This is a genomic window from Sphingobium algorifonticola (genome assembly GCF_004005485.1).
In the GTDB taxonomy this organism is placed as follows: Bacteria; Pseudomonadota; Alphaproteobacteria; order Sphingomonadales; family Sphingomonadaceae; genus Sphingobium; species Sphingobium algorifonticola.
The window spans coordinates 826,311-847,622 of the sequence record NZ_RZUL01000002.1 but is presented as its reverse complement, the minus strand read 5'-3'; the positions used below and the strand labels follow the sequence as shown (position 1 = coordinate 847,622).

The following is a 21,312-nucleotide window of genomic DNA, read 5'->3' as shown; positions in this document are numbered from 1 at the left end:
ACGGGCCGTGGGGCAATGTGCGTCACCCCGCGGGCGCGTGGGGTGCTTCGCCAAATGCCGGGTGAACCTCTGCCTGCACAACCCGGTCAACGGATGCCGCAGCCTCTTGTGTATTTGCAGGGACAATACCGTTGAGCACGGGGATCACCTCCTGCCCCAGCAGTGTAATCGAGCGGCGTACTGCGGCCATGCGTTCCGGCGTGTTCAAACCGACATCGGATTCGCCCAGTATTTCGCCGAACCCCAGCCTAGCCAGTGACCGCATGCGCGCCAGCACAGTTGCGGGTGATCCATAGAGACACCGCGCCGACAGATAGGCCTCCGATGCATAATCGGGCGCCGGAACCATTAGCGGATTGCCAAGATTATGTCGGGTCTCCAGCATTTTCTGCCGATCAAGCCACTGTTGCCGTGTTTGTAGAGCAGCAATCAATTCAGTACGGGCCAGCGTGTCAGTTTCCGCAACATGCATGGGCCCGACCGAGATGGAGGAATAAGCGAGGCATCTCGCTACGGTTTCCTCGGCATGTCCCGCGTCCAGCAAAGCGCGGACGTAAACTGGTGCTATCTTTTCGCCCGTAAAAACGGCCCACCCCTTCGTGGCCGCCAGCAACGCCCGATCGGGCCGGACGCATGCCAACTTGATGACAGGAGGCGAGCCAGCGGACGCAGGCATGATGCGCTGCACGACTTTGCCTGCGTAGCGACGTGTCGAAAAATCGACGGGGGGATCGGCGGGCCGCTTGGCCCACAGTTTCTCCACCGCGACAACGATGGACTCAAGTTCCTCTCCTTGCGTTGCGGGGTCGAACCCCATGCCCGTTGATTCCAGCGGCACGCCACCTGATCCGACACCCAGAATGAACTTCCCGTCCGTCAACTGACTCATCAACGCTGCACGTTCCGCAAGCGCCACGGGATGATGAAAAGGCGCGATGGCGATACTCAGACCAAGGTGCGCGCGCCTTACCGTTGCGGCCAGATGAGCCACAAGCAACATGTTGTCGGCCCAGGGGCAATAGTCGTCGAAATGATGCTCGGGATAGTAAAGGCAGAAAAATCCAAGGGAATCGGCCAAAGCAGCACGGTCGATGACGTCGAAGATGATGGCCCTGTCGCTATCAGGGCCGCCGGAAATGGGTACGGAAAACAGGCTGAGGCGCATGATCGGTCCACTCGTTAACAGGCGTGAACCGACCATGACGTTGCCTGAGAGGGAGGCAAATAGGTGCAACCCCCTATAGTCCAATCGGCACTAAGCGATTGCAAAGCATCATATGAGAGTGCAAAATTGTAGGACAGTCACAAACTGATTTTGTTATAACTTGCTGGGAGAGCCATCATGCCCATCGCTTATGCTGATGATGCAGCTATCCGTGATCTCTATGCCCGAGCCGTCCAGACTTTCGATCGCGGAGACATATCTTGGGTGGACTATTGGGCCGATGAACCGGAGTTTTTCTTTCCGCCCGACCCTGCGACCGGATTTCCGGGCATGACGCTGAACTCGCGCGAGGCACTGACCGGGATGGTGCAGCAGGCATATGGCATGATGGAGGGCCGTGGTCTGCATCACTTCACCAATCTGACGATCGATGAAATCGATGAAGGCGCGCGCGTTCGCGGTTATCTGCTGCTGGTGAAATCGGGCACCGGGCCTGACAACCCCTCTCAAGTCATGCAGAATACGCGCATTGAAGACATCGTGATATTGACAGAAGCGGGTTGGAAATTTCGGCGACGCAGCGTCGGCAGCATTTGGGGATAACAAGATACCGGCAGTGCGAGCCAAACCCAAAACTGTCGGAGCTATGGCGGAAGGCGGAACAGACCGTGGATATGGATTTCATCGAAACGCTCAACGACGCCCTTTTCGCTGCCACCACGTTTGACGATATCAAGAAAAGCGGACTTGAATTGATCCGCGGTCGCCTGAAAGCCGACGGGTGCATACTGATCATTTCGGAACCCGGTGGTCGGCGCCTCAGTCATGTCTACCATTATTTTGACAGCCCGCCGACGGACGACTCCAGCGGCCGGAGGCGTAGCTATTTTCTCCAGGATCCTATGTTCAAGGCGCTCATGAAACGTCTTAAAAACGGCTTTTTTGCTGCCACGCGCCTTGAAGACATCGACGACATCGAATCATTTCGGGCATCTGAGCTTTATGTCGATGTCTATGACCGCCACGGCATGCGTCAGATGTTGTCGGGCATCGTCGCCCCGATGACATCCGCCGTTGCTGTCGCCAGTTTCTACAGACATGATCCTGAGCGGAGTTTCAGCCGGGCGGATGTCAGCCTGGTTCGCGCGCTGATGCCGGCCATCGGCAACACCATCAGACGTATCATTCTCGAGCACAGCATTTTGGGATGCCTTGGCAGCACCGGCGTAGCTTCTGATTTTACCATGGAAGCGATTACCGAGGAACGGGGCTTCCATTCCCTGCTCCTATCGGCAGGAAACAGAAGCGATACGGCCGTGGAGACCGTTTTTGCGCGACATCACGTCCTTGATGACGAAATACAGAATGCCGAGGAGAGACTGAACACGCTGAGCGAACGCGAACGGGAAATTGCACATCTGGTGACGAAAGGTCTGACGAATGCTCAGATCGCGCATCAGACAAAAATCAGCCACCGGACCGTCGAAATCCACGTATCGGCGATTTTACGGAAAGTCGCGCTCAATAACCGGACTGAGCTGTCCTACCTCGTTAATGCGCTGGACGCATCGACACTCGCGGTACGGTCGAAACTCGCAACAGATCGTATGCGCGCATGAAAGACAGGTTAGACCGGCAAATCACTGTCAGCCGATGAACCCCGTCTCAATCTCTCGTCAGGGAGCATCAGGCAGACAAACCAAGCACAAAGCATCACACCGGCCCCCACAAAGAAAGCAACCGCAAGGGCACCTTGGTAGGCGTTGATGATCAGAGCCTGATCCGATGACGGCAATGCCATGGTCGCCGCGACGCTGTGTTCGAGCAGGGATGCAGCGGCGTCCGGTCCGGCACCTCCGGCGAGGCGCATACCCAATTGGGCCGCGACTATCCCGCCTGAGAAAGCAACACCCAGCGCGCCTCCCAGCAGACGGATGAACGTCATGGTCGATGTCGCCGTTCCAAGCGCCGTCGACCCAACAGCATTCTGCACGATCACAGTCGCGTTGGGCATTCCGATACCCATTCCAAAGCCGAGCAGCGCGATAGCCACAAGAAAGGCGGCAACACCTGCATTGCTCCACGTCATTATGCCCAAGGCGCATAACGCTACGGTCTCACAGGATACCCCGGCGACCAGAAACGGCTTGGGTCGGCCGAACCTGGAGGATAGTCGTCCGCCGACAATCGAACTGACCAGCATCGCCAGTACCTGCGGCACCATCATCAAGCCAGCGTTCGCAGGACTTAGCCCCAAGACAAGTTGGAACAGTAGGGGCAGAAACACCAGTGAGCCGAACATCGCAAAAGCCATCATGCCGCTGGCCGTGACCCCGATGCTAAAACTGCGATTATGGAACAAGCTAAGATCGATAATGGGTTCAGGCGCACGCTTTTCCCGCCTTATAAACAGAAACAGCAAAGCAAGCGACATGGCTATCATCGCCGCCATCTCGATCGAAGACCAGGCCACAGTTGAACCGCCCCAGGTCAACAGAAGCATGATGACTATGGTGCCGACACTAAGCAATGCGGCACCTGGATAATCCACATGATGGATGCGTGGCGAAGATACATCCTTCAGCGCAAACAGAATGAGGCCAAGGGCAATGGCACCGATCGGCAAGTTGATGAGGAATATCCACCGCCACGACAATTCGGTCGTAAGTATGCCGCCAAACAGGGGGCCGATGACGCTGCTGATCGCAAAGGCCCCCGTGAACAAGCCCTGATAGCGCCCACGCTCACGCGGCTCAACCAGATCGCCGATCACGGTCTGCGACAAAGTCATCAACCCGCCCGCACCAAGGCCCTGAAGGCCACGAAAAAGAATGAGCGCAATCATGTCTGTAGCAATGCCGCATAGAAGTGAGGCGACAAGGAATATGCTTATGCTGACCAACAGCATGTGGCGGCGGCCCACCATGTCGCTGAGCTTTCCATAAATCGGTGTGCTGAGTGTCGAACCGAGCATGAACGCCGTTACGATCCAAGAGAGATACGCCAAGCCTCCAAGATCACTGGTCATTTTGGGAAGCGCGGTATTTACTGCGCTTTGATCGAGCGACGCCATAACCATGACCAGCATCAGCGCGGCGAATACCAGTTTGATGCTATGCGTCGTTACGGCGCCAATCGGCTTGGTCATGTGGACACTCGGTTATGCGTTAGTTTGTCCGAACCTGTCGGGCTTGTGCGTTTGGACATTGTCTGACGCACAAGATTTTGTCGTTAGGTAAGAACGCCTATTCACCAGCGATCGGGATAAACGCCTGAGAATATTTAGGGGTTATCCCGTATTCCATTGCCGACGAAATCCGCCAGACTTTCCAAGCTACAATGAGCCGCAGCCTAGCAGGCCCGATAGCAAACGAGAGGGGAATCGATGCGGCTTGCGGTACTCTACGGAGCATTGTTGTTCGAGTTCGTGTCAACGGGCATGGTCATGCCCATGCTGCCATTCGTTGCGACGGACCTGGGTGCATCGCCGTTTGTCCTTTCCACCCTGGTTGCGACAACCGGCGCGTTCATGTTTCTGTCCATGATTTTCTGGGGGCGCATGAGTGACCGAATTGGTCGACGCCCTGTGCTTGCCATAACCATCCTAGGATCCGGTCTCGCCGGCGCACTTTCCGGCCTCTCCACGTCTCTTGCCATGCTGTTCGTGGCACGCGCAACCGCAGGCGCAATGGGCGGCAATGTTCCGATCGCCGTATCGACAATCGCAGACGTTACGCCGGACAACGAACGCGCCAGGATGATGGCCTACCTTATGGCGGTGGTGGCGTTGGGTTTCGTAGCAGGCAATGCTCTCTCGTCGGTGATCGGCAGTACGGACAATGGCTTCAGCTATGCCCGAACCGGGCTGGTTGCAGGCAGCCTATCAATCATTGGTGCTTCGCTGGTCCATTTCTTCGTGCCGGAGAGCCATACCGATCGAGAACCCGACAGGCTCAAGACACAAAAAAATGCCATGCCCTCTACACCCCTGCCGGAGTTGAAACGCCTGGGCTTGGTGCTCGGAGTCGTCGGCTTTGCCATCGCCATCCAGTTCATGCTGCAGAACGGCCTGCAAGGCGCCATCGACACTGTGGTCCCCCTGCATCTCAAAGCCATATTGGGATGGTCGGCGCGGGAGTTCGGCTTTTTCATGGCGTCGGTCGGCGTCATGCTGATCACCATTCAGGTTTTCGCCACAGGGCCGTTCACCCGCCGCTTTGGGGATGATGCGGCACTTCGAACCACGATGAGCATGACGGCCATTGGCGCGATTGTCGCGCTGTTGCCGCTCCCGCCTTATGTCGCTGTTGTCGGTATCGGGCTGATGATGATGGGCGTGGGCTTGAGCCAGCCGTTGTTCCAGAGCCTCGTCACAAAGGCGGCGCCTGCCGCGCATCGCGGTGTTTTTGTTGGAATTGTAGAGGCGGTCGCAGGCCTCGGCAGGGTCATCGCCCCGCTGATCGCTGGCGGCCTTTTCCAAGCCGCCGGGGCATGGCTGGCATTCTGTTTCATGGCAGCCATGGCCAGCGGCATCGTCGCGTGGAGAACGGTGGGCAGCGTCGCCCGGCCCGCAATGCAAAACTGAAAAAACTGAAAAAGGGAGGATGATGACAATGAAAACCAGTGCCTTATGGATCGAAGGAGTATCCACCGCAGTCTTAATGGTGGCTACAGCGACGTCGTCGTTCGCTCAGTCGGCCGGCTCTGCAGCAACCAGCGAGGCACCGATCGCCGCGGACGATGACACAACGAACAGCAGCGGACTGAGAGATATCATCGTAACCGCAGCACGCCGGTCGGAGCGCCTTCAGGATGTTCCGATCGCGGTTACTGCTATCGATTCCGAGCAACTGCGTAATCTCAATCCGCGCCAGTTGCAGGATATTCAGAAAATCGTTCCCAACTTCAACGTCTCGCAAAATCAGGGCGTGCAAAGCACATTTTACAGTCTGCGTGGCATAGGGAGTTCCAACGTCAGGTCGGCGACGCAGGCAAGCATCGGCATATTCGTGGACGGAGTCTACCAGACCAGCCCCGTGCAATCGAACACCGCCCTGCTCGACATAGAACGCGTTGAAGTGTTGCGTGGTCCTCAAGGGACCTTGTTTGGACGTAACTCAATGGCCGGTGCGATCCAGATCGTAACCGCGAAGCCCGGAAACATGATATCGGGCTCCGCGCAGGCGGAATACGGGGAACGTGGACTGTTCAACGTCAACGGCAACATAAGCGGTCCGATCGTGAACGATACACTGTATTTATCGCTGGCAGCCAGCCATCAGGAAGGCGGCGGATCGGTTTTTAATCCGAATACCGGATCACGCGCAGACACCAATCGCGAAAACTACCGCGCATCCATTCGTCTCGCGCCGGAAGGCGGCGCGGGCAGCCTGACGGTAACCGGCACCTATGGCGATATTCTCGAAGTATCGTCTATCGCCGACAGCAATCCTTTCGATTACCGGCAGAATGGCACCACCGATCAAACCGTCGACGGCAAGATACGCGGCCTTGCCATTACCGGTGAACTTGATTTCGGCGGCGCTGCCCTGACATCCATATCGTCCTATGATTATTCGGCATTCCGGACCGCCGGCGACGGCGACGGAACGACCGCTTTCCTGTTCACCAACTCCGAATATCGCCGTCAGCGTACGATGTCGCAGGAAGTACGACTGGCATCGAACGGCGCCGGGCCATTCAAGTGGCTGGTGGGCCTCTATTATTACAACGAGAGCTATTTCCGTCGCGCCGGTGAAACCATCAACCTTGCGGCACTGGCACCACCCAGCATTGCCTCTCCCTTTCCCCCAGCAGGCAGCAGGTTGTCGGTGACTTTCTTTCCGTCGGCTACTCCGACGACACGCGATACGTTGAAGGTCGAAACCGACAATTACGCTGCTTTCGGCGAAGCTTCGCTGGATGTGGGACAGTTCATTTTCACCCTTGGTGCCCGTTACACGATTGACGAGCAGCGGGGTACAATAGTCCAGCCCGACAACATCGGCTTTGGCTATGGTCCTTTGCCTCCGACGCTGATCACACAGCAGTTGGCCTCGACGCAAACCGTCAACGCCAAGAAGTTCACTCCGCGCGGTGTCATCAGCTACAAGCCCAGCACTGATTTCCTCGCCTATGCATCGGTGGCACGGGGATTCAAAGGCGGCGGCTTCAACACGGGGCTGGATCCGACATCCGTCACGCTCTTCACGCTCCAGCCCGAGACCGTCACCAATTACGAGATAGGCTTAAAATCAAGTCTTTTCGGTAATCGACTGCGCCTCAATGCCGCTGCCTACTATATGCAGTACAATAATCTTCAGGTTACCCAGGAAATCAATCCGGCTCTTAACCTGACGGGGCTGGTCAACGCTGCGAAAGCCCGCATTTACGGTGCCGAAGTGGAGGCGACGTGGAAAGTATCAGATCCGCTGTCACTCAATCTGGCGATCGGATACAATAATGCGCAATTCGAAGATTATCCCAATTGCGTGGCCGAGCGACGCAACAATGCCGGTGTGGTGACGCGATCGGCCGAAAATTGCGCCGGGAAAGACCTGCTCCAGGCACCACGCTGGACGGTAAGTGGCGGATTTGCTTACAATCGACCGATAAGCGGCAAGACAACGCTGCTAATAAACGGGTTGGGACGCTACACCGGGAAGAACTACATCTTGCCGACCAACACCGCCGTTTCGGAAGTCGGAAACTATTTCGTTCTCGATGGCGGTGTAGGCTTAGGCTTTCTCGATGGAAAGTTCGCGCTGGAGTTGATCGGAACCAATATTCTCAACGACAGATATAGGGTGTTCTACCAAAACTCTCCCTTTTTCGGCACGATATACCAGCCAAGTCAGAAGCGGACGATTTCCGTTAGAGGAACTGCTAGGTTCTGACCGCCCCCTTCGACATCGGCTTTGCGCGCGAAACGCGAACAGGCAACTCGATCCCGGTCCGAACAAGCCGTTGATGCGGGGAAACCCTTATCGAACCGGGACGAAACTTCAGCAATAACCAGACCATAGGTTCATTGGCCGGACGGAAATGTCAGGCCCGTTCAGGAGATATGTGCAATGACCGCCCAGCTTGCAGAAAAGGAACAGGAGCCCGTCACGTTCGAGATACCGCGAATGCCAACATTGCCGGTGCCCTACCCGCAGATTGAGCGCGACACACGACGTGTACCGATCAGCGAAAGCAGCCGGATCGCGCTCGATAAGGTCATTGCCATGGTTCCGGAGCTGCGTAGCCGGGCCAAGGAAATCGAACTGGCGAAGAGACTGCCGCAGGACATCATTGATCGCATGGCAGAAGCACATTGCTGGACAATGGCATCACCTGAAGAATTGGGCCTTGGCGGCGGTGAGGTGGATTATCCTTATCAGTGGCGGATCATGGAAGAACTGGGGCGTGGATCGCCGACCGCCGGCTGGTGCGTCCTGACCAGCCTCGCGGCCGCGACCTTGTCCAACAAGATGACGTTGGACGGTGCTCGCAGGCTCTGGAAATCCCCTTCGACCGAAATCGCAGGCACGCCTGGCACCGGTGGCAAGGCTCTGCGGGTGGAAGGCGGCTATCGTCTGGTTTCGGGAAACTGGGCATGGGCTACGAACAGCGGCCATGCGACGAACTTCATGGGGGGCTTTCAAGTCGTTGATCATGTTGATGAAGAGCTGATTTCCTTCCCCCCTCGCCCTGGCCTCCGCGTAACCAAGCTGCCGGAAATCCGCATCGCCTATTTCGAGCGCAGTGATGTGACCATCGGTTCGGATAGCTGGCACACACTTGGTCTTCGCGGCACACACTCGGGCACTTTCAGTGTAACGGACGTCTTTGTACCCGAGGAAATGACCGTCCCCATGATGGGACCGAATATCGGAACGACAAAGGGACCGGTAGGAATTGGCGGTCATGCGGCCGTTATGGTTGGTGCCGCCCGTTGGGCGCTTGAGTATCTGCACGTTCTTGCGGGCAGCAAGGATCCCGTGACGGTGGGCGGCACGTCGGGTAGCCTGCGTACTCGGCCCATCGTCCAGGCCAAGATCGCCGAGATCGAAATACGGTTTCGGGCCGCGCGCGCGCAATTCTTCGATATCATTCACGATTGCTGGGCGCGGTGGCTTGATGATCCAAGCAGCATTACTCGCAGCGATCATCTGCTGTCGCAGATGGCCAATGTCTACACCGCGCGCATTTGCAAGCAAACGGTAGATGAAATATTCGAAATCTGCGGAACATCGGGATTGTTCGACGGCGAAGATCTCCAGTATATCGTACGCGATATGATGACAATGCAGGCACATATGTCAGTTCAAACAAAAAACTATGAAAGTTACGGTAAAGCCTTGACTGGTATCGACACAGCTATCTGGGGTATATTCTAATTGATCAACTATATGAACGACAATATTTAATATTCAAAATATGTGTTTCGACACATCTGAATATCAGGATAGGGTATTACAAATGCAAGCAATAGAGGTCGTACAGCAGTTCTTCGATGCGGTTTCAGCGCGTAACATTGATGGTGCTCTCGCTCTGTTCAGCGATGATGCTGTTGTAGAAAGTCCCATGGGGCCACAGAGAGGCAAAGCAGAAATCCGACGGGGACTTGAAATGATGATCGGGATGAGTGGCGGCGGCCAAACACCCACGCTTTCCGAAGACGCGGGGAAAGTCATTGCTCAGGTTCAATCGCCTATGGGCAAAATTAGCTTGGGCTTTACCGTGAATGAGGACGACCTTATCGCGCATCAGTCGTTTAGAATGGGGTGACAGCTGGTATACATCGGTCGCGCCTGAGAAAGATAGTCAAACGGTTGTTTTTGGTGCACCATGGTCAAACCGGCCAATGCTGATCGCATGGCCAGCATGCAGCAAAGACGAACCCATGCCATGGTAATGAGGCAGCAATTCATCGAAGCATTCAATGCCGGATTGTTTTCTACGACAAGTTTCGACGATATAAAACGGCTTGGCCTCGATCTCGTCGCGCAAGAAATTGGAGCAGATGGGTCGGTTCTGATCGTCTCGGAAGCAGGCGATCTTGACTCGATGCTTGTCTATCATTTCGGCGATACACCCTCCATAGCCGAGACATCGCTGCCTCGCGCTTTTTTTTCACGTGACCCGATCATTCAAAAGCTTGTCGAACAGATGAAGCATGGAACAGTCGGCGTGGCACGAAGTGACGATGTTGATTTTCCCGATGTGTTCCGTAAATCCGACGTATATCGCGAAGTATATTTGCGGCACAATATGATGCACAGCCTGTCTGCAGCGGTTGCACCGTTGGATGGCGCAATAAGTATATTGTCCCTTTATCGCGCGAATGGCACAAGTTTCACGATTAGCGACGCCGCGTTGGTGAGAGCTGTAATGCCAGCATTCGGCAATGCGTTGCGTCGCGTGATGATCGAACATGACATCATGGGCTGCCTGGCGCCACGCGGCGTCGGGTCTGACGTAACGATGCGGATATTGAGGGCGCCAGACACGCCGGTCAATCTGATGAGTCTTGATAGCGACTTACCCATCGCCCTTATGGAAAACAGCGCTATGGCGCGCACACGGTCGCAGATAAACAGTCTCACCGATCGCGAGCGTCAGATCGCGCATCTCGTTACGCATGGCCTTACCAACAGCCAGATTGCGCGTGAAACAGGGCTCAGCTGTCGGACGGTCGAGTTTCACATATCATCGATATTGCGCAAGCTTGACGTGCAGAAGCGCACCGGTCTGTGTCATCTCGTCCATTCCCTCAATGCAGCAAGGCCGCCACTGCGTCGCAATGTGCTGACCGGCACACAGTCGAAAGAGCAATAGGCGCGCAGAAGTAACCGAAGACTCAAGTATTGTTTGTCGGGGAATCTCAGACCCGCGGCATCACATAATGCTACTGCACATTTATTCCTTCACGGTCCGCAAATGCGCCATATCCCGTCCAAATAATGCCAGTGCCGCGACATCGCGATCGCCCCATCCCTTAGATATCGCAGCATCCACGGTGCCGCGGGCGAGGCTGAGCATATCATGGGATACACCGGCTTGATCGAAAAGCCGCTCCGTCGCAGCGATTTCGGCTTCCAGACCTCTCAGATCAAATCCAGGAGAAGCGGTCTGCTCCAACAGCACGGGAACTTTCAGAGGCCATTGCCTGATCGCGGCGAAGCTATCGCCAATTACCGCTACCATATCCTCGGTTTGCAATCCCGAGGCTGCGCCATAACCCATAGCTTCGCCGACTGCGTGCCAATAGAGCGTCAGCACGGTGTTATGGACTAGCTTCATCGCCGTGCCTGTGCCGACCTCACCTGTCGTAACAATTTTCCGACTGAAGCATTGCAGCAGCGGCGTTGCGAGAGCGATAGCTGCCGCATCCCCTCCTGCAAGGATGACAAGTTCGCCGCGCTCGGCCGGTGCCACAGTTCCCAACACCGGTGCATCGATGAAGGCATGCCCGCTCGCCGCAGCGCCTCTGTGAAGGCGGCGCATTACCTGTGGCGACAAGGTCGACAGATTGAAAAAACTGGTCGTGGTCCGTGCCGAAAAAAGCCCCCCTTCCCCTTCATACAGGGCCAGATTGCTTTGCTCGCCCGAAACCAGCGTCAGCACCAAAGAACATTCGGACGCGAGAGCCGAAGGACTGGATGCAACGTTGGCCCCCTGGGCGCGCAATAGTTCGCATTTGTCGACGCTGCGGTTCCACACCGTTAGATCGAAACCTGCCGCCAGTATGCGCCCGGCAATTGCGCATCCCATCCGCCCGGTACCTGCCAGCCCGATTTGCACGTGGCTTTCCTGACTATGCATATGCATCCCCACCTATGTTGCCGATTGTTTAGTCATGTGCCCCAGCATGACTTCAATACGCCTGGCTGCATTATCGAGCTGGGCGGGAGGAACGGCGGTCAGGACATAGCGATCCGGCCTGACAACCAGAACTTCCCCACGATGACGACGCCACACCGCATCGAAATGGTGATCGGTCGGGTCAACTGCCTTGAAACCCGATGGCGCAGCGCCGAACGCGATACAGGCCGCGTTGAGGCGACGCCATAGCGGATGGCTGGCGTGTACCTGCGGCGCATCGACAGCGACCAGCGCAAACCCCGTTCCCAGCCATAGATCGAGAGTGCCTGCCGCGCCGAAGTTAGGGCAGGGCAGCATGCGTCCGACGAAGGAATCGTCATTTCTGCTGCGAGGAGGATCGATCACAAAGCCGTCTACGTAACGTTGGCGAGGCAGATAGCCTTGACGACCAAACCAAGCGCGCGCGGCCGGAAACCGGTTTGCAAGCTGAAACAAAATGTCGCGCAGCAATGCAAGCGGGCGCGACCGAATGTTCGCCAGACGCCCGATCATCACGGACAGCCTGATCATCGCTCGGGCATGGCTATGCCGTTCGACATGATAGGTTTCCAGCAAGGAGGGACCGGCCTGGCCGCGCAGGACCATCGCCAGCTTCCAGCACAGGTTGACCGCGTCCTTGCCGCCAGAATTCATCCCCTGCGCGCCGAACGGCGGCATCTGGTGGGCGCTGTCCCCCGCCAGGAAGATACGCCCGCTCGCCATCCGCGTGACCAGCTTCTGATGGAAATAATAGACCGCCTTGCGGATGATCTCCACCTGCCCGTCGGGGCGGATCATGGCGATCAGGTCGGCCAGCCTGTCGTCCCGCGCCATCGTCTGCGGGTCCTCCCCCGGCAACAGCATGAATTCGTACCGCCGCCCGCCATAGGGGGCAGGCACGGAGTTGCGCGGGCGGGACGGATGGCAGAAGAACCGGGAAAAGCGCACCTGGTCGGGATCGTCGGCGACGTCGATCACGACATGGGGCTGGTTGATCGACCCGCCCTCGAACGGGATGCCAGCCGCCGCGCGCACCGTCGATCCCGCGCCGTCCGCGCCGATGATATAGGCGGCCCGTACCATGGCGACGCTGCCGTCCGGGCGCGCGATGGTCGCGGTGACGCCGTCGGCATCCTGCTCCACCCCGGTCAGGCCATGGCCGTAAGCAAGCGTCACATCGGGCCACGTCCGCGCATGATCGCGCAGGTCGGCCTCCAGCGTCGGCTGGTGGATCGCCGAACGGTTGGGGAACCCGTTCGGCGTCACGAAGCCCTTGACTTCGACCAGCGGCGCGCCCCCCACGCCATAGAAGGTGACGCCCACGCCCTGCACGAAATGTTTTTCGAGCAGCGGGGCGACGCCGACCATCGCGAACTGCCGATGGAACTCGTCGTCGATCAATATGCCCTTAGGAATCGACGACACATCCGCATTGCGTTCGATCAGCAATGTGCGCACGCCATAGAGGCCCAACAGATTGGCGCAGGCCAGCCCGGTCGGGCCTGATCCCGCGATCAGGACCTCGACTTCGGGCGGCAGCGTCATGCGCTCAGACCGTCTCGTTCGCGATCGGGTTGCGCAGGATGCCGATCTTGCTGACCTCCACTTCCACGACGTCGCCGTCGCGCATGAAGATCGGCGGCACCCGCTTGAAACCCACGCCGCCGCATGTGCCGGTGACGATGACGTCGCCGTGGCGCAGATGGGTCCAGGTGGAAATATAGGCGATCAGCGCCTCGACATCGAAAATCATGTCGGACGCGACGCAGGATTGCAGCACCTGCCCGTTCAGCCGGGTTTCCAGCGCCATGTCCCGATAATCGCCGATCTCGTCGGGCGTCACCAGCCAGGGACCGAATGCGCCCGTGTCGTTCCAGTTCTTGCCGGCGGTGAACTGGCTCGTATGGCGCTGCCAGTCGCGGATCGATGCGTCGTTATAGATGGAATAGCCGGCGACATGGTCCAGCGCCTGATCGCGGGCGATGCGCCGGCCCCCCTTGCCGATCACGACGGCGATCTCGCCTTCATAGTCGAAATGGTGGGATTCGGGCGGCGCTTTCAACGGCGCGCCATGCCCCGTCTGGGACTCGGCGAGGCGCAGGAACAGGACCGGATTTTCCGTGCGATCGCGTCCCGCCTCGATCCGGTGATCGTCATAATTGACGGCGGCCATAATGATCTTGTCGGGATTGGGGATGACCGGCAGGAATGTGATGTCCGTCAGTGCCGCCACCGGAGTGGCGCCCTCGACATAAGCGCGCGCCTCGTCCAGCGCGTCCAGGCCGACGAAATCGCGCAGGTCCGCGGCCCGGTCCGCGAAAGCCGGGGCCAGATCGACCACCCCGTCGCCCTTCACCGCGCCGAAGCTGGCCTTGCCCTGCCATGCGTAACTGATGAGTCTCATGTCTCTGCTCCTGTTCAACGGGGCTTCAGCGCAGCCCGTCCTGTCCCTTGATCGCGTCCACGCCCAGCCCGCCCGCGCGCGCATTCACGCGCCCGCCGGTCGCCATCGCCAGGCCGAAAAGGATTTCGTCGGCGCGCGGCGCGTCATAGGCGCCGATCTCGGCGGCGGAAAAATGGCTGCGCACATAGGCGGCGTTGATATGGCCGAGCGGGATCATCAGGCGGGTGCCGATCGGCCCGATCGTCTTGGCCGAAAAGACGATCGCCTTGGTATCGCCCAGCCGCTCCCGCATCGACCAGCCGCCCGGCTCGTGCCACAACGCGCCATGCTCCAATTCACCGTCGGACCCGACGATGGCACCCTTGCCATAGGCTTCCACCTGCTCCGGGTCACCCAGCGCAGCGATCATCCGGTCGGCAAGGTCCAGGCCCAGCGGCTTGAGGTCGGCCATCCAATATTGGATATCCTCCACATACCGCCCGGCGAAGGGATTGCGCACCACGGCATAAGCGGTCACGACCCGCAGTGGCGGGGTCCGCGGTGGCCCACCGTCATGATGAATTTCGTCCAGGGTGACGCCGATCTTGCGGATATCGACGGTCATGCCCGCGCTCCCATGATGACGGCCATGCGCTCCTCCCATGTCTCGCGCGGCTCGCGCGCGGCGTCGGACAGCGCATGGGCGTTCGCGCGGTCCAGTATCTCCTGATCGGTCAGGCTGAAATCGATCGGGTGGTAATGCGGCTGCGGCACATAATGATCGGTATCCATATAGACCTCGATCATGTTGCCTTCCGGATCGCGGAAATAGATCGACAGGGCATTGCCATGGTCGATCGGTTGCAAGTCTGCCAATCCGAGCCGTGCGGCCAGATCATACATTTTTCGTAGGGCCGTGACGTCGGGCACCCGAAAGGACATCTGAAACACAGTGCTGAATTGGACATTCGGCGGTCGCCCGGAACACATCACAATCTGATGATGCTTCGCCGGATCTGCCGACATGAAAACATAATCGACCGGAAACTTTATGCCCTGCCCTCGGTCCGTGACAGTCAGTCCCATTACGCCGGTGTAGAATGCCTCCATTGCCGCCAGATCGCGAACATAGATCCCCATGTGGCTGAGGTTGGGAGTGAAACCGACCATAACGCCCCTACAAACTTTTATTCGAAAATACAACTATTTTCGAAAATAACATCTATTTCGTTTATTACTCTATCGAAAGCCGCTACGGAACGGGAATGACAGCTTATATCTCCAGCGCGCCCCGTCTCCCGGAGGATCACGGCGCAGCCGCCAATGCCGCCGAGGGTTTGCGCAATGACATATTGAACGGAACGCTAAAGCCAGGCGATCGGCTGCGCTTTGAAGGACTGAGGGCAGGCACGGGCGCGAGCATGGGTGCGTTGCGGGAGGCGCTGACGCGCTTGGAAACGGAAGGGTTGGTGCGTAGTGACGCCGGCCGCGGCTTTGCTGTTGCACCGGCTTCCATGCGCGATCTTGAAGATATCGAGCGCCTGCGGCTTAATCTTGAAATCAAGGCGCTTCGCTCCTCGCTGGAACAGGGCGATGACCATTGGGAGGCCGCGCTGATATCCGCATATCATCTCGTCGCGCGTATCGAAGAGCGCGCGGAGGAGGACCGGAGCTTGCTCGACAATATCTGGGATGCTCGGCATCGCGACTTCCATTTCGCGTTACTCAGTGCATGCGATTCCCCTTGGACGTTGCACTTCTGTCGTCTTCTGTTCGACCAGTGTCAGCGTTACCAGCGCCTTACAACGACGTTGGATCACAGTCCCCTGCTCAAGCGAAACGAACATCAGGCGCTGCTCGAAGCGGCCTTGGACCGACGCACAGATGAGGCTTGCGACTTGCTGGCCCACCATATCCGCGGCACCCGCCATGCACTGCGCGCCAATCCAGGGCCAGGCATCGAATTCTGAGCGATGGACCGCATCGATGGCGTGGTTCCCGACGTTGAGATGGTCGGTCTGGCGGTCGCACGAGAGCCGAGACACACTATTTGCCACGTCGTCATTCTCAAAAAGCCGTGCGGATTGGCGCAGCGGCGCCATCCGACATGAGTGCAGGCGTGACGAACTGCGCTACAATTACCGAGCCGGGCACTGCCTTCGGCGAGACCGTGCCCGGGCATTGTTGTGACGAAGAAAGCAGAAGCTGCGGCAAGCTAGGACTTAGCGCGCACCCCTTGGACATAACGATCCCAAGGGTGGAGGCCGGGGGTCAATAGTCTGGCGACGTGCATTCGAGAGGGAGCGGAATGCACGTCGCCAGTAACCCATGGCAGCCAGCCGGGTCAGGCGGCCCACCGGCTGCCATGGCACGTCGCGACACACCCCGGGGGCTGGGCGTTTTCGTGCTCAAAGGCGGCACGAGATCGCCACGACGTGATCGGATCAGACACCTTGGCGGGCGGAGCGCATGCGAACATGCGTGATGTGGTCTTTCAGGCGTAACTTCTGGCGCTTGAGCATTCGCACATCAGGTGCTTCTGGCAGGCGTCGTGCAATGGCGTCGTCAAGCTCGCGGTGACGCTTGATAAGCGCGTCAAGATAGGCTTTGAACATGGGCATCGCTCCATAAATCTGCGGCGGTTCCGTCAGCTCAAGATGTCGTTCGGCCAGCCCGATGGCGCGTGCTGTTGCACCCTTTGTCGTTCGCGATTCCTGAAGCGGACCTGCGGCTTGGCGCGACGTATCCGTCCGCGCTCTATCCATCGCAGCAGCGCAACGATCGTGGTTTTCATCGGTCTCTCCTTGTGATTCTGCGTCATCGTCTATCGTTGTGCCACCGCTATGCCAGCGGCAGCTGTTGCCTTCCAATCGAAAGGATGATGCTCTATCGATAGATGTTCTCTATGGAGCACGTGTCATGCCAACGGTCCGTCAGCTCGAATATTTCGTCGCGGTCGCTGATCTGCGGCATTTCGGCAAGGCAGCCGATGCCTGCCACGTCTCCCAGCCAACCTTGAGCCATCAGTTGAAAACGCTTGAACAGCGCATTGGCGCACAGTTGATCGAGCGGGGCGGCGCCGGTGTGCAATTGACGCCGGTAGGCCGCGACATTGCCGAGCGCGCGCGCCGAGTGATTGTCGAAGTGCGCGATATCCGTGCCATCGCACGCCGGTCTCAGGACAGCCTTGCAGGCATCGTCCGTTTCGGGGTCACGCCGACACTTGGTCCTTATCTTATGCCAGGCATCGTCGCGGCGCTGCATCGCGAACAGCCGGACCTGCGCCTGTACATCCGCGAAGGCATTCCGGCCAATCAGGCCTTGGATCTTGGCCTTGGTCGGCTCGACATGCTGCTTGGCCCGTTGCCCATTGCGGGTGAAAGCCTGGAACTGGAACCCCTGTTCCGCGAGCGGATGGCGATTGTCGTTTCGCCGCAGCACCGCTTGGCATCTTATCCGGTCGTGACCCGCGCTGATCTCGCCGGGGAATGTTTTCTGTCCATGGATCCCCGCCATCACTATCATCATATGGTTGAAACGATCTGTGCCGAACTCGGAGGGGTGATCCTGCGGGACTATGAAGGCACCAGCCTTGACAGCATCCGTCAAATGGTGGGCAGTGGTATCGGAATAGCGGTTCTGCCCGAGCTATACATCCGCTCGGAAGTTGGCGGCGATGCCATGGTCAGACGGATCGATCCTGTCGATTGGGCCGCATCGCGCAGTATCGCCGCCGCTTGGCGCAGGAACGCCGCCTATGCGGATGCCTATCGCGCGGTAGCAAAAAAGATACAGAATGCAGCGAGGGCTATTCTCGAATAGCCAATGCCTCTGCGATTTGGGTGACTATCGATGATCGATAGGCTCAGCGTTGCGATCTGCGCCCATTGACGGCCGCATACCATTACAAATTGGTATTGTATTGGTATTTTATCTGCTATATCGATGTCTTCCATGAAGGTTAGGACGCGGTGCATCCTAGGGGTGTCATCTTGCCGTTCGGTCGAGCAGCAATCGGGACAAGTCAAATGCAGCCAGCTTGGTTTATAGGTCTGATGACGGGCACCGTTCTGGACGGCATGATCGACGTGGCGGCGATCCGCACGGATGGTCATGATATCATCGAGTTCGGTAACTGGACGCTCGCACCCTACGGTCGGGAGATATGCGCGACGCTGGAACAGGCTGTGCAGGCGGCGCTCGCCTGGCAGTTCGGCAGCGCCGATCCCGCGCTGTTCGCAAGTGCGGAGACCAGCCTGACCACCGCGCAGGCGCAAGCTGTGGCCGACTTCATGATTGCCGCCGGACTGCGGAAAGAAGACGTCGCAGCCATCGGATTTCATGGCCAGACCGTCCTCCATCGCGCACCGGACACAGTGCGATACGGCGATACGCGGCAATTGGGTGACGGGCCACAAATGGCGCATGCCCTGGGTATCGATGTCGTTTACGATTTCAGGCGCGGGGATATGCGCGCAGGGGGGCAAGGCGCGCCACTCTCCGCATCCTATCATGATGCGCTGTTGAGACGCATAGATGCGGGGTGCGACACGGCCGTTCTCAATCTGGGTGGTGTTGCAAACATCACCTGGCGTGATAACAGCGGCGAGCTTCACGCTTTTGACACCGGACCTGCCAATGCGCCAATCAACGATTGGATCAGGCGTCACAACGCCGGAGAGATGGACCGGGACGGCACCTTGGCCCAACAGGGAACCGTCGATGAAGCCCGCCTTAAACGCCTTCTGAATCATCCCTATCTTTCTGCGCCCTATCCCAAGTCTCTCGATCGCTATGGCTTTCTTGCCGATATGGCCGATGGCCTTTCGCTCGAAGACGGCGCAGCCACATTGACAGCATTTACGGCAGCAGCCGTGGGACGCGGCCTTCATCGACTACCCTTGCGCCCATCCCGCTTGATCGTATGTGGCGGCGGCCGAAAAAACCCTTCTCTCATGGCAGCTCTGGCAGAAAGAGTAGATGCCGAGATCGTGTCGGCGGAAGCCGTGGGCTGGCGCGGCGATGCCGTCGAAGCGGAATGCTTTGCCTATCTTGCGGCGCGGCGTCTCGCGGGCCTGCCGATCAGCTTTCCCAAGACAACCGGCGTTCCCTATCCCATGGTCGGTGGAGTCATTGCACGGCATCAACATGCCGCGGACGGCGAGACCCTCACATGCTGAGCGTAAGCCTGATGAAGCTGGCATCGTCGCTGACCTTTACACGGGGATAGTCCAGCATCGAGCCAGGGCTATGCTCCAGCATACGCAGCCTCGCGATCATCGCAGCAAATGCCTGCGGCGTCGTAACGTCCATCAGATCGCTCGGATCGCAGCATTCGAACGTATCGATCAGCCGCAGGAAGCCATCGCTGGCAATGGCACAGTCCAGCCGGTCACCTTCAACGGTCATGCTGTCGACGTGATCGGCGGCATCGGGGTCGCACCCCATGATCCAGTATCCGCCAGGCTGGTTCATCCTTCGTCGGTTTTCCCTAAGCTGCGGCAGTAGCTTCTCCCGCAGAAGCGCGGGGGCAATGTCAGGCTGCGCTGTCAGGATTTCCCTCGCCAGCGCGATGGTGCGCGCCTCGATTGCCGACAGCGCGGTCTCTCCGAACAGGGCGGCGGGGCCGCCAGGTGCATGATACAGAATGCGGCAATCGCCCAATGTCGTGAACTCGGCGCGCCCCTGCGAAACGCGCACCATGGCAAAGGCGGCCGACGGCAAGTCATTGGCAGAGACCGAATTGGTGCCAAGATGGTGCAGTGCTGCCTCACGGCAACGCGCCATGACCCAGCGCAAAATATCCCGCGTCGATGAAGACGGCATGATCCGAAAGGCCTGCTGCAACCCACGGTCTGCTTCCGCCGCAAACCACGCAGCATCGCTGAGTGCATCGATCTGGCTAGCCATGACACCCGATGCGCCGTCGATTACCCAAGCCGCCTGTGCGCATGAACCCGCGCGGTCCTCATTGACGGCACCCGCACCAACCGATTCCTGCACGATGACCCGCAACATCATGGACTGCCCGCCAGCAACAGCGCGCCATCGAGTGGGTCCCCCAAAGGCTCGACCAGCCGTTCGACAGTCTTCTGCCGCAACCATGGTCGCATCCTGTGCGAAAGGCCACCGGCAAGTGCGCACCGCGGTGCGCCCCTTTCGAAAACGGCTTCGATAAAGCGTTCCACATGCAAGGCCGCATCTTCCACGATGGAACGCGCAATGCTGTCTCCCGCATCTGCATAGTCCATCACAAGGGGTGCGAAACTGGCATAGTCACGCGGCGTGGCCTGATCCATCCAGGCAACCGCCAGCGTCGTGTCATGATCGAAACGCCCTGTTACCGCTGCGCTCAAGGGTGTGGGTTTGGTACGCCCGTCGAGCGCACGCAGGGCGTGGCGCATCGCGCTCAGACCCAGCGCAGCGCCGCTCCCTTCATCGGATATCGGAAAGCCATAGCCGCCGATACTGAAGCTGCGGCCATCCACCCGGACATGTGCGATGCTGCCCGTCCCAATGACCAGTATTGCGCCATCCGCACCCTGATGTGCGCCGAGGTTGGCGATGAACGCATCGGTTTCATAGCGCACGGAGCGGAACGGGAAATCCAGTTGTGCGAGCTGTTCCTTGATGCCGGGACGTCCAATGCCTGCGATGCCGAAACCGGCGTCAATCCGGGCGACATCGCCTTCCGAGAGTCCCGCCTGCGCAATTGCCTGGTTACACGCAAACATCAGTGTTGCTTTCAAAGCCTCTACGCCTATCCGCGCATTGGCCGGTCCGCTTTCACCCTGCCCTATAACTTGCCGGTCGGAATCCACGAGGCGGCAGCGGCAATGACTGCCACCGGCGTCGATGCCCAGATAATATGTCACGACCGCCCTCCTGTATTCCTTGCAATCATGCCTTCGCC

General features: G+C 58.5%; 20 protein-coding genes. 10 read left to right on the top strand and 10 right to left on the bottom strand.

Annotation, left to right across the window (positions count from 1 at the left end):
- Positions 1-22 precede the first annotated feature (22 nt).
- Positions 23-1,234 carry an LLM class flavin-dependent oxidoreductase gene (locus tag ENE74_RS09090; protein WP_127690515.1) on the bottom strand — a complete coding sequence of 404 codons (1,212 nt, stop codon included), beginning with the start codon at positions 1,232-1,234 and terminating at the stop codon, positions 23-25.
- Between the two features lie 108 nt (positions 1,235-1,342).
- Here ENE74_RS09090 and ENE74_RS09085 point away from each other — a divergent pair, with 108 nt between their 5' ends.
- Both ENE74_RS09085 and ENE74_RS09080 read left to right on the top strand, forming a co-directional pair.
- Entirely contained in the window at positions 1,343-1,768 is a 426-nt protein-coding gene (locus tag ENE74_RS09085) for a nuclear transport factor 2 family protein (RefSeq protein WP_127690514.1), read from the top strand.
- Positions 1,769-1,839: 71 nt separating this feature from the next.
- Entirely contained in the window at positions 1,840-2,784 is a 945-nt protein-coding gene (locus tag ENE74_RS09080) for a helix-turn-helix transcriptional regulator (protein WP_127690513.1), read from the top strand.
- An 8-nt stretch (positions 2,785-2,792) separates the two neighbouring features.
- Here ENE74_RS09080 and ENE74_RS09075 read toward each other — a convergent pair whose 3' ends face one another.
- Positions 2,793-4,313: an MDR family MFS transporter gene (locus tag ENE74_RS09075; RefSeq protein WP_127690512.1), complete on the bottom strand. Its 1,521-nt coding sequence runs from the start codon at positions 4,311-4,313 to the stop codon at positions 2,793-2,795.
- Between the two features lie 237 nt (positions 4,314-4,550).
- On the opposite strand from ENE74_RS09075, the gene ENE74_RS09070 reads away from it, so the two are divergent.
- From ENE74_RS09070 to ENE74_RS09050, 5 genes are all read left to right on the top strand, one after another.
- A complete protein-coding gene (locus ENE74_RS09070) occupies positions 4,551-5,750 on the top strand; it encodes an MFS transporter (protein WP_127690511.1) in 1,200 nt (399 codons plus the stop codon).
- Positions 5,751-5,778: 28 nt separating this feature from the next.
- Positions 5,779-8,061 carry a TonB-dependent receptor gene (locus ENE74_RS09065; protein WP_164847424.1) on the top strand — a complete coding sequence of 761 codons (2,283 nt, stop codon included), beginning with the start codon at positions 5,779-5,781 and terminating at the stop codon, positions 8,059-8,061.
- Positions 8,062-8,238: 177 nt separating this feature from the next.
- Positions 8,239-9,549, top strand: a complete 1,311-nt coding sequence (locus ENE74_RS09060) for an acyl-CoA dehydrogenase family protein (RefSeq protein ID WP_127690509.1) — start codon at positions 8,239-8,241, stop codon at positions 9,547-9,549.
- A 40-nt stretch (positions 9,550-9,589) separates the two neighbouring features.
- The gene (locus ENE74_RS09055) at positions 9,590-9,940 is read left to right on the top strand and encodes a nuclear transport factor 2 family protein (protein WP_127690508.1); all 351 of its coding nucleotides are present in this window, start codon (positions 9,590-9,592) and stop codon (positions 9,938-9,940) included.
- A gap of 60 nt (positions 9,941-10,000) precedes the next feature.
- On the top strand, positions 10,001-10,990 hold the full coding sequence (locus ENE74_RS09050) for a helix-turn-helix transcriptional regulator (RefSeq protein WP_127690507.1): 990 nt from the start codon (positions 10,001-10,003) through the stop codon (positions 10,988-10,990).
- Between the two features lie 81 nt (positions 10,991-11,071).
- On the opposite strand, the gene ENE74_RS09045 is transcribed toward ENE74_RS09050, so the two are convergent.
- The 5 genes from ENE74_RS09045 to ENE74_RS09025 are packed head-to-tail and all read right to left on the bottom strand — an operon-like array spanning position 11,072 to position 15,569.
- A complete protein-coding gene (locus tag ENE74_RS09045; protein WP_277601363.1) occupies positions 11,072-11,977 on the bottom strand; it encodes an NAD(P)-dependent oxidoreductase in 906 nt (301 codons plus the stop codon).
- A 12-nt stretch (positions 11,978-11,989) separates the two neighbouring features.
- Positions 11,990-13,561 carry an FAD-dependent monooxygenase gene (locus tag ENE74_RS09040; protein ID WP_127690505.1) on the bottom strand — a complete coding sequence of 524 codons (1,572 nt, stop codon included), beginning with the start codon at positions 13,559-13,561 and terminating at the stop codon, positions 11,990-11,992.
- 4 nt (positions 13,562-13,565) lie between these two features.
- Positions 13,566-14,420, bottom strand: a complete 855-nt coding sequence (locus ENE74_RS09035) for a fumarylacetoacetate hydrolase family protein (RefSeq protein WP_127690504.1) — start codon at positions 14,418-14,420, stop codon at positions 13,566-13,568.
- Positions 14,421-14,445: 25 nt separating this feature from the next.
- The gene (locus tag ENE74_RS09030; RefSeq protein ID WP_127690503.1) at positions 14,446-15,024 is read right to left on the bottom strand and encodes an amino acid synthesis family protein; all 579 of its coding nucleotides are present in this window, start codon (positions 15,022-15,024) and stop codon (positions 14,446-14,448) included.
- Entirely contained in the window at positions 15,021-15,569 is a 549-nt protein-coding gene (locus ENE74_RS09025) for a VOC family protein (protein ID WP_127690502.1), read from the bottom strand. The genes ENE74_RS09030 and ENE74_RS09025 overlap by 4 nt, the downstream gene beginning before the upstream one ends.
- A 95-nt stretch (positions 15,570-15,664) precedes the next feature.
- Between ENE74_RS09025 and ENE74_RS09020 the strand changes: the two genes are divergently transcribed.
- Positions 15,665-16,369, top strand: a complete 705-nt coding sequence (locus tag ENE74_RS09020; protein WP_127690501.1) for an FCD domain-containing protein — start codon at positions 15,665-15,667, stop codon at positions 16,367-16,369.
- Between the two features lie 474 nt (positions 16,370-16,843).
- On the opposite strand, the gene ENE74_RS18395 is transcribed toward ENE74_RS09020, so the two are convergent.
- On the bottom strand, positions 16,844-17,269 hold the full coding sequence (locus tag ENE74_RS18395; RefSeq protein ID WP_206517676.1) for an HP1242/YdcH family protein: 426 nt from the start codon (positions 17,267-17,269) through the stop codon (positions 16,844-16,846).
- 49 nt (positions 17,270-17,318) lie between these two features.
- Between ENE74_RS18395 and ENE74_RS09010 the strand changes: the two genes are divergently transcribed.
- Both ENE74_RS09010 and ENE74_RS09005 read left to right on the top strand, forming a co-directional pair.
- Positions 17,319-18,221 carry a hydrogen peroxide-inducible genes activator gene (locus ENE74_RS09010; RefSeq protein WP_127690500.1) on the top strand — a complete coding sequence of 301 codons (903 nt, stop codon included), beginning with the start codon at positions 17,319-17,321 and terminating at the stop codon, positions 18,219-18,221.
- A gap of 206 nt (positions 18,222-18,427) precedes the next feature.
- The gene (locus tag ENE74_RS09005; protein WP_127690499.1) at positions 18,428-19,579 is read left to right on the top strand and encodes an anhydro-N-acetylmuramic acid kinase; all 1,152 of its coding nucleotides are present in this window, start codon (positions 18,428-18,430) and stop codon (positions 19,577-19,579) included.
- On the opposite strand, the gene ENE74_RS09000 is transcribed toward ENE74_RS09005, so the two are convergent.
- Together ENE74_RS09000 and ENE74_RS08995 are read right to left on the bottom strand one after the other, a co-directional pair.
- Positions 19,569-20,420, bottom strand: coding sequence for a protein phosphatase 2C domain-containing protein (locus ENE74_RS09000; protein ID WP_164847422.1), 852 nt, complete (start codon positions 20,418-20,420; stop codon positions 19,569-19,571). The two genes, ENE74_RS09005 and ENE74_RS09000, sit on opposite strands and share 11 nt — an antisense overlap.
- Positions 20,417-21,274 (bottom strand): glucosamine kinase nucleotide-binding domain-containing protein, encoded by an 858-nt coding sequence (locus ENE74_RS08995; RefSeq protein ID WP_206517675.1) that lies wholly within the window; start codon positions 21,272-21,274, stop codon positions 20,417-20,419. The genes ENE74_RS09000 and ENE74_RS08995 overlap by 4 nt, the downstream gene beginning before the upstream one ends.
- Between the last annotated feature and the right edge of the window lie 38 nt (positions 21,275-21,312).

What these genes read in the sequence shown, in the direction of transcription:
- ENE74_RS09085 (WP_127690514.1), top strand. Translation starts at nt 1,343, where the DNA reads ATGCCCATCGCTTATGCTGATGATGCAGCTATCCGTGATCTCTATGCC.
- ENE74_RS09080 (WP_127690513.1), top strand. Translation starts at nt 1,840, where the DNA reads ATGGATTTCATCGAAACGCTCAACGACGCCCTTTTCGCTGCCACCACG.
- ENE74_RS09075 (WP_127690512.1), bottom strand. Translation starts at nt 4,313, where the DNA reads ATGACCAAGCCGATTGGCGCCGTAACGACGCATAGCATCAAACTGGTA.
- ENE74_RS09070 (WP_127690511.1), top strand. Translation starts at nt 4,551, where the DNA reads ATGCGGCTTGCGGTACTCTACGGAGCATTGTTGTTCGAGTTCGTGTCA.
- ENE74_RS09065 (WP_164847424.1), top strand. Translation starts at nt 5,779, where the DNA reads ATGAAAACCAGTGCCTTATGGATCGAAGGAGTATCCACCGCAGTCTTA.
- ENE74_RS09060 (WP_127690509.1), top strand. Translation starts at nt 8,239, where the DNA reads ATGACCGCCCAGCTTGCAGAAAAGGAACAGGAGCCCGTCACGTTCGAG.
- ENE74_RS09055 (WP_127690508.1), top strand. Translation starts at nt 9,590, where the DNA reads ATGTGTTTCGACACATCTGAATATCAGGATAGGGTATTACAAATGCAA.
- ENE74_RS09050 (WP_127690507.1), top strand. Translation starts at nt 10,001, where the DNA reads ATGGTCAAACCGGCCAATGCTGATCGCATGGCCAGCATGCAGCAAAGA.
- ENE74_RS09045 (WP_277601363.1), bottom strand. Translation starts at nt 11,977, where the DNA reads ATGCATAGTCAGGAAAGCCACGTGCAAATCGGGCTGGCAGGTACCGGG.
- ENE74_RS09040 (WP_127690505.1), bottom strand. Translation starts at nt 13,561, where the DNA reads ATGACGCTGCCGCCCGAAGTCGAGGTCCTGATCGCGGGATCAGGCCCG.
- ENE74_RS09035 (WP_127690504.1), bottom strand. Translation starts at nt 14,420, where the DNA reads ATGAGACTCATCAGTTACGCATGGCAGGGCAAGGCCAGCTTCGGCGCG.
- ENE74_RS09030 (WP_127690503.1), bottom strand. Translation starts at nt 15,024, where the DNA reads ATGACCGTCGATATCCGCAAGATCGGCGTCACCCTGGACGAAATTCAT.
- ENE74_RS09025 (WP_127690502.1), bottom strand. Translation starts at nt 15,569, where the DNA reads ATGGTCGGTTTCACTCCCAACCTCAGCCACATGGGGATCTATGTTCGC.
- ENE74_RS09020 (WP_127690501.1), top strand. Translation starts at nt 15,665, where the DNA reads ATGACAGCTTATATCTCCAGCGCGCCCCGTCTCCCGGAGGATCACGGC.
- ENE74_RS09010 (WP_127690500.1), top strand. Translation starts at nt 17,319, where the DNA reads ATGCCAACGGTCCGTCAGCTCGAATATTTCGTCGCGGTCGCTGATCTG.
- ENE74_RS09005 (WP_127690499.1), top strand. Translation starts at nt 18,428, where the DNA reads ATGCAGCCAGCTTGGTTTATAGGTCTGATGACGGGCACCGTTCTGGAC.
- ENE74_RS09000 (WP_164847422.1), bottom strand. Translation starts at nt 20,420, where the DNA reads ATGATGTTGCGGGTCATCGTGCAGGAATCGGTTGGTGCGGGTGCCGTC.